The sequence below is a fragment of the Kitasatospora sp. NPDC057518 genome, assembly GCF_042802075.1.
GTDB lineage: Bacteria > Actinomycetota > Actinomycetes > Streptomycetales > Streptomycetaceae > Kitasatospora.
In genome coordinates this window covers 1-5,370 of the sequence record NZ_JBHVEU010000545.1, presented here as the reverse complement: position 1 = coordinate 5,370, position 5,370 = coordinate 1, and the positions used below count along the sequence as shown (strand labels likewise).

Sequence of the window (5,370 nt, the reverse complement as noted above, 5' to 3'; positions counted from 1 at the left end):
CCCGCAGTCAGGGCGGGCCGCACCCCCGTGCCGGCGGCCGGGGGACCGCTGCCCGGTCCCCCGACCGCCACCCTCCGCCCCCGGCGGACCCGCTCGGCGGTGCGGCTATCGTGCACGGGTGCACGAGGCGGCCCGGGACCCCGGGGCCAGGGCACGTGAGGGGAGCTCCAGGTGATCGGACGGGCGCTGAACGGGCGTTACGAACTCGTCGGGATACTCGGCGTCGGCGGCATGGCGACCGTCTGGCGCGGGGTGGACCGGGTGCTGGGCCGTCAGGTGGCCGTCAAGGTCCTCAACGGAGGCCTCGCCGACGACCCCCGCTTCGCCGAGCGCTTCAGCCGCGAGGCCCAGCACGCGGCCATGCTGGTGCACCCGAGGATCGTCATGGTCTTCGACTCGGGCGTGGACCAGGGCACCCCGTTCATCGTCATGGAGCTGGTCACCGGCCGTTCGCTGGCCGCCCTGCTGGCGGAGCAGCAGGTCCTGCCGGTGGAGCGCGCGGTCGGCATCGCGGCGGCGGTCTGCGAGGCGCTGTCGGTCGCGCACGCGGCCGGGCTGGTGCACCGGGACATCAAGCCCGGGAACATCATGATCACCGACGACGGCGGGGTGAAGGTCGTCGACTTCGGCATCGCCCGGGCCGGCTCCTCCAGCAACCTGACCCAGACCGCGAGCGTGCTCGGCACGGCCGCCTACCTCTCGCCCGAGCAGGCCACCGCCTCGGCGCTGGACGGCCGGACCGACCTGTACGCGGTCGGCTGCGTGCTCACCGAGATGCTCACCGGCGCGACCCCGTTCACCGCCGAGACCCCGGTGGCGATCGCCTTCAAGCACGTCAGCGAGCAGCCGCTGCCGCCCTCCGTCCGGCGCCCCGGCCTGCCGCCCGCGCTGGACGCGGCGGTGCTGCGGCTGCTGGCCAAGAACCCGGCGGACCGCCCGGCCGACGCGGCCGCCGCCCGGGCCGAACTCCTCGGCACGGTACCGGGACTGATGGTCGGGGACCCGACGGCGGAACTGCTCGCGAACACCGCCGGCGCCGCCACCCAGCTGCTGCCGCCCGTGCCCTTCTCCCCGCCGTCGAACCAGCCGTACCAGCCGAACCAGCTGAGCCAGCCGAACCAGCTGGGCCAGCCGGACCAGCAGCACACCACCCTGCTGCCGCCCCAACCCCCGGCCGCCACCTCGGTGATGGCGCCCATTCCCGGCCCGGTCCCCGCCCCGATGCGCGCCCCGGCGCCCGCCCCCGCCGCCGGGCCCGCGCCCGCCCGCGGCCGCCGAAAGCCGCTGGTGCTCGGGGCGTTGGGCGTGGCGGGCCTGGCCGGTGTCACGGCGCTGGCCCTGACCGCCTTCGACGAACCGGCCGGCAACGCGGCCGCCGCCAAACCGGCCGCGGCCACCGCCCCCACCACCCCCGCCGGTTCGGCCGCGACGCCCACCCAGAAGGCCTCCCCGACCGCGACCTCGGCGGCCCCCACCACCCCCTCGGCGCCCCCGTCCGCGCCCCCGGCCCCCACCCAGGCCGTCCCGCGCAACCAGCCCGCCGCGCTGCAGATCCAGGCCTTCCGCCAGGCCGTCGCCCAGGCCCAGGTCGGCAAGGAGCGGGACAAGCAGGCGGAGCTGCTCAGGATCCTCGACACCACCGCCGCCCGCCTCAACGAGGGCAACCCGGACGACGCCGCGCAGGAGCTCAAGGACGCCCAGAAGGTGATCCGGGACATGGGCAAGAAGCACGCCGTCGACGTCCCCACCTACGCCAACTGGAACGCCCGCCTCTCCGCCCTGTACGCCACCCTCCACACCACCGCCGACTTCCAGGACGACTGACGGGCCGCCACGATGACGGTGTGCCGACGCTCGGTACCGTCGCCCTCGGCGCCGAGCGCGTCGACTGGAAGCGCCACCCCGAGGACCCGGACTTCGTGGTCCCGGCCGACACCGAGGGCAATCGCTTCTGCGTGATCGACGCCGGCCGATCCTGAGCCCACAGCGTTGTCCACAGCCTGTGGACAACGCTGTGCGGCAACCGGTCCGTACGTCGGGCCGGTTCAGCCCCGCTCGCGGATCCTGCGTTCGACGTTGCCGCGGATCGCCCGGGAGGCCGTTCCGGCGGCCGCCGCGAGGAAGACGAAGTTGTACCCGATCTGGAGCACCACCACGAGCCGTGCCGTCTGCCCGGCCGGGGTGATGTCGCCGTAGCCCACCGTCGCCATCGTCACGACGGTGAAGTAGAGCGCGTCCAGCCGGGTCTCCAGTCCGGCGAACTCCGCCTTGTGGGCGCCCAGGACGTAGTACGTGGCGGCGAAGATGGTCAGCGCCAGGAAGATCAGGAAGGCCAGCCAGAGCACCGGCTGCCTGGCCGTCCCCCGCATCACCCCGACGATCTTGGCGAGCATCAGCCAGGTCAGCCCGACCAGCGCCCCCGCGAACACCAGCCAGCTCAGCAGCGGCCGGCGCTCGCCCAGCAACTGCAGCGGCAGCAGGAAGTACCCGAGCATCAGCAGCGTGGACGCGCCGAGCAGCCAGGACCAGGCCCGCAGGTCGGCGGGCGGCGGCAGCGGGTTCTCGGACATCCCGCTCAGCCTCGGCCACCGCACCCTCCGCCGCCCGTCGGACTGCTCCGCTCAGGCCAAACCCCGGTGCCCGGGCGGGCCGGCCCGCTCAGGCCGGGGCCCGGGTTCCTTCCCCGGGCCGCCCCGGCTCGTCCAGCAGCTCCAGCACCGCCAGGACGGCGACCAGCCCGAGCGCCAGACAGAGCGTCACCAGCACCGTCGGGTAGCTCCACAGGACGAAGGCCAGCGCCGCGAGCGCCACCGCCAGCCAGCCGAGCGGGGCCTTCCAGCGGTGGACGAACCGGCCGACCGGCCCGAGCCGCAGCCCGGACCGTCCGGCCACCCGCCGTACCGCGCCCAGTCCGGCGCGCCAGCCGCCCCGGACGGCGCGTGCCCAGCGCCCGGGGCCGATGACCCAGGCGCCGAGCGCGACCAGCAGGCCGAGGGTGACCACCACCCGGACGGCCGAGCGCAGGTACCGCACCAGGGTGTCGTACACCGCCTGGGCGACGGCCTGGTCGACGTCGGCGGGGAGCCGGTCCAGGTAGACGGCCCGGAACACGCTCAGCCCGATGCCCAGCAGCAGCGCACCGCCCGCCATGCCGAGGGCCGTCGTCACCACCGCCTGGCGCCGCCGGGTCGCGAGCAGCACCCCGCCGAGCGCGCAGGCGCCGGCCAGCACCGGGACCCAGAAGCCGGCCAGGTCCAGGACCCGCAGGGCGGTGCGGACCTTGGGGATGGCGTCGGACTGCACCAGCGGGTACGAGGTGTGGATCTCCGGGATCCGGGAGGCCAGCGGGACGCCCTGGTCGACCAGCGCGGACTTCACCCGGGCGATCACCGGGGCGAGGTCCAGCACCACGGTGTCGTTGCGGACCTCGACGGCGCCGCCGCCCTGTCCGGTCACCATCTTCTCCAGGGCGGCGTGCGCGTTCCGGTTGACCTCCGTCCAGAGGGCGACGAAGGCGTCGCTGTCCACGAGCCGGGCGACCTGGGTGTGGACGAGGCCGCTGAGTCCGTCGGTCAGGGCCTGGCCGATGCCGCCCAGCAGGGCGCCGAGCTGGGGCCGGTCGGCCGGGGCGAGGCCGTCGAGCAGAGAGTCGAGCGGGAGCTGCTTCACGATCTCGGCGGTCACCCGGTCGGTGACGGCCGTCTTGATCCGGGGGTCCCCGGCCAGCGGGGCCATCGTCGCGAGGTAGCGGTCGGTGTCGCTGATCTGGGACCTCGCCCAGAAGGCGAGGGCGCTGAGCGGGGTGAGCACGCAGGCGAGGACGATCAGCAGGGCGGCGAGGAAGGAGCGCACCCGGTGCCGGGGCGGCGGACGGTCCGTCGGCTGCCGCGCCGGGCCGGTCGCCAACTGTCGGGCGAGCCGTGCCTCCTGGGCCTCGACGGCGCTCAGCCGGGCCCGCAGCTCGGCCAGCTCGTCGCCGGGCCGGTCGGTCGGCATGCCGGGACTCCGTTCCTCCGGGGGTGCAATCCAGGAGACAACGGATCAGATCGGACGGCCAGTCGGGAGGCGCGGTGGCGCGAACGGCCCCGAGACCAGCCCCTGTGCGGGCCCGCGAACGGCCCCGCGAACGGCCCGGAACGGCGGAAAGCCCCTGGTGGGGTCACCAGGGGCTTTCCGGAGGAGAAAGGAGGATCAGGCGGTCGTCTCGGGCCGCTTGGTCTCGGTGGCCTTGGTCACGTTGGTCGGCGTGACGGCCGGGCGGTCGGCGCTCTGCTGGGGAGCGGCGGTGCTCTGCGCGGTACCGGCGGCAGCGGCGTCCGCCGGGGTGTCGTCCTCGCGCATGGCCTTCGTCTCGGCCTTCAGGATGCGCATGGACTTGCCCAGACCACGGGCCATCTCGGGCAGCTTCTTCGATCCGAACAGCAGGATGACGACCGCCAGCACCACGAGAATGTGCCAGGGCTCAAGACCGTTCCGCAGCATCCCTGGCCACCGGTCCCTTCTTGTCTAGAGTCGTGGCGGGCGCCAGCGCCCGTGTTGGCCAGTATGCCTGGCCATGACGGAGAACGGATACACCAGCTGGGAAACGCTGGCCAAAAACCAGGTGCCGTTCGAGCGGATCGCGAGCGCCGCGCCGTCCACCTGGCCGAATGCGGGTGCCGAAGCTCACACCCGCCGACCGCTCCGCTCCGATCGGTATCCGATCAGTAGATGAACGGCACCAGACGCTTCGACACCCGGCGGTACTCCGCGTACTCGCTCCCGAGGGCGTCCAGCAGCAGCCGCTCCTCGGCGGAGATCCGCCAGCCGTACGCGGCGAGCAGCAGGGCCGCGACCACCAGGGCGGCGGCCCAGCCGCCGGTGCCGACCGCGTAGCCGACCCAGACCAGCAGGCTGCCGGCGTAGCCGGGGTGCCGGATCAGCCGGTACGGGCCGGTGCGGACCACGCGCTGGGTGTCCACGGTGCGCAGGGTGCGGGTGTAGTAGCGGCCCAGGGTGCGCATGCCCCAGGCCCGCAGCGCCAGCCCGGCGGCCACCGCGGCCACCCCGAACCAGCGGGCCCAGGTGGGCAGTTCGCCGACCGTGGCGCGGTCGAACAGCACCACGGCCAGGACGGAGAGGGCGTAGCAGCCGAGCAGCAGCCGGGTCGACCCGCGGTCGCCGCGGTCGGCGTGCCAGCTGCCGGCGGAGGCGTCCTCGCGCCGGCGCAGCAGCAGCTCGTAGGCGATCCAGCAGAGGAGGCCGAGAAGGGAGAGGAGGGCGGGCAGGGACATGAGGGGCTCCCGGCGGTCGGGTCCGAGGTGTGCCTCCACGGTCCTCCCCGGCGGGCGGCCGGGGCACGCACCCCTCAACCGGACCCACCCCGCCATC

At 74.4% G+C, this 5,370-nt stretch carries 6 protein-coding genes; 2 read left to right on the top strand and 4 right to left on the bottom strand.

The features are described 5' to 3' along the window. Positions 1-171: 171 nt before the first annotated feature. Together ACFU7Z_RS35620 and ACFU7Z_RS35615 are read left to right on the top strand one after the other, a co-directional pair. Complete coding sequence (locus tag ACFU7Z_RS35620) at positions 172-1,824, top strand: protein kinase (RefSeq protein WP_380782143.1); 1,653 nt, start codon at positions 172-174, stop codon at positions 1,822-1,824. 20 nt (positions 1,825-1,844) lie between these two features. Then, a complete protein-coding gene (locus ACFU7Z_RS35615) occupies positions 1,845-1,979 on the top strand; it encodes a VOC family protein (protein ID WP_380782141.1) in 135 nt (44 codons plus the stop codon). Positions 1,980-2,045: 66 nt separating this feature from the next. Here ACFU7Z_RS35615 and ACFU7Z_RS35610 read toward each other — a convergent pair whose 3' ends face one another. The 4 genes from ACFU7Z_RS35610 to ACFU7Z_RS35595 all read right to left on the bottom strand — a co-directional run bounded on the left by ACFU7Z_RS35610 (position 2,046) and on the right by ACFU7Z_RS35595 (position 5,273). Further along, positions 2,046-2,570: an ion channel gene (locus ACFU7Z_RS35610; protein ID WP_053112473.1), complete on the bottom strand. Its 525-nt coding sequence runs from the start codon at positions 2,568-2,570 to the stop codon at positions 2,046-2,048. Between the two features lie 88 nt (positions 2,571-2,658). Further along, positions 2,659-3,996 (bottom strand): hypothetical protein, encoded by a 1,338-nt coding sequence (locus ACFU7Z_RS35605; RefSeq protein WP_380782139.1) that lies wholly within the window; start codon positions 3,994-3,996, stop codon positions 2,659-2,661. A 195-nt stretch (positions 3,997-4,191) separates the two neighbouring features. Next, complete coding sequence (gene tatA, locus ACFU7Z_RS35600) at positions 4,192-4,482, bottom strand: Sec-independent protein translocase subunit TatA (protein WP_049659292.1); 291 nt, start codon at positions 4,480-4,482, stop codon at positions 4,192-4,194. 221 nt (positions 4,483-4,703) lie between these two features. Then, positions 4,704-5,273, bottom strand: coding sequence for a methyltransferase family protein (locus ACFU7Z_RS35595; protein WP_380782137.1), 570 nt, complete (start codon positions 5,271-5,273; stop codon positions 4,704-4,706). Between the last annotated feature and the right edge of the window lie 97 nt (positions 5,274-5,370).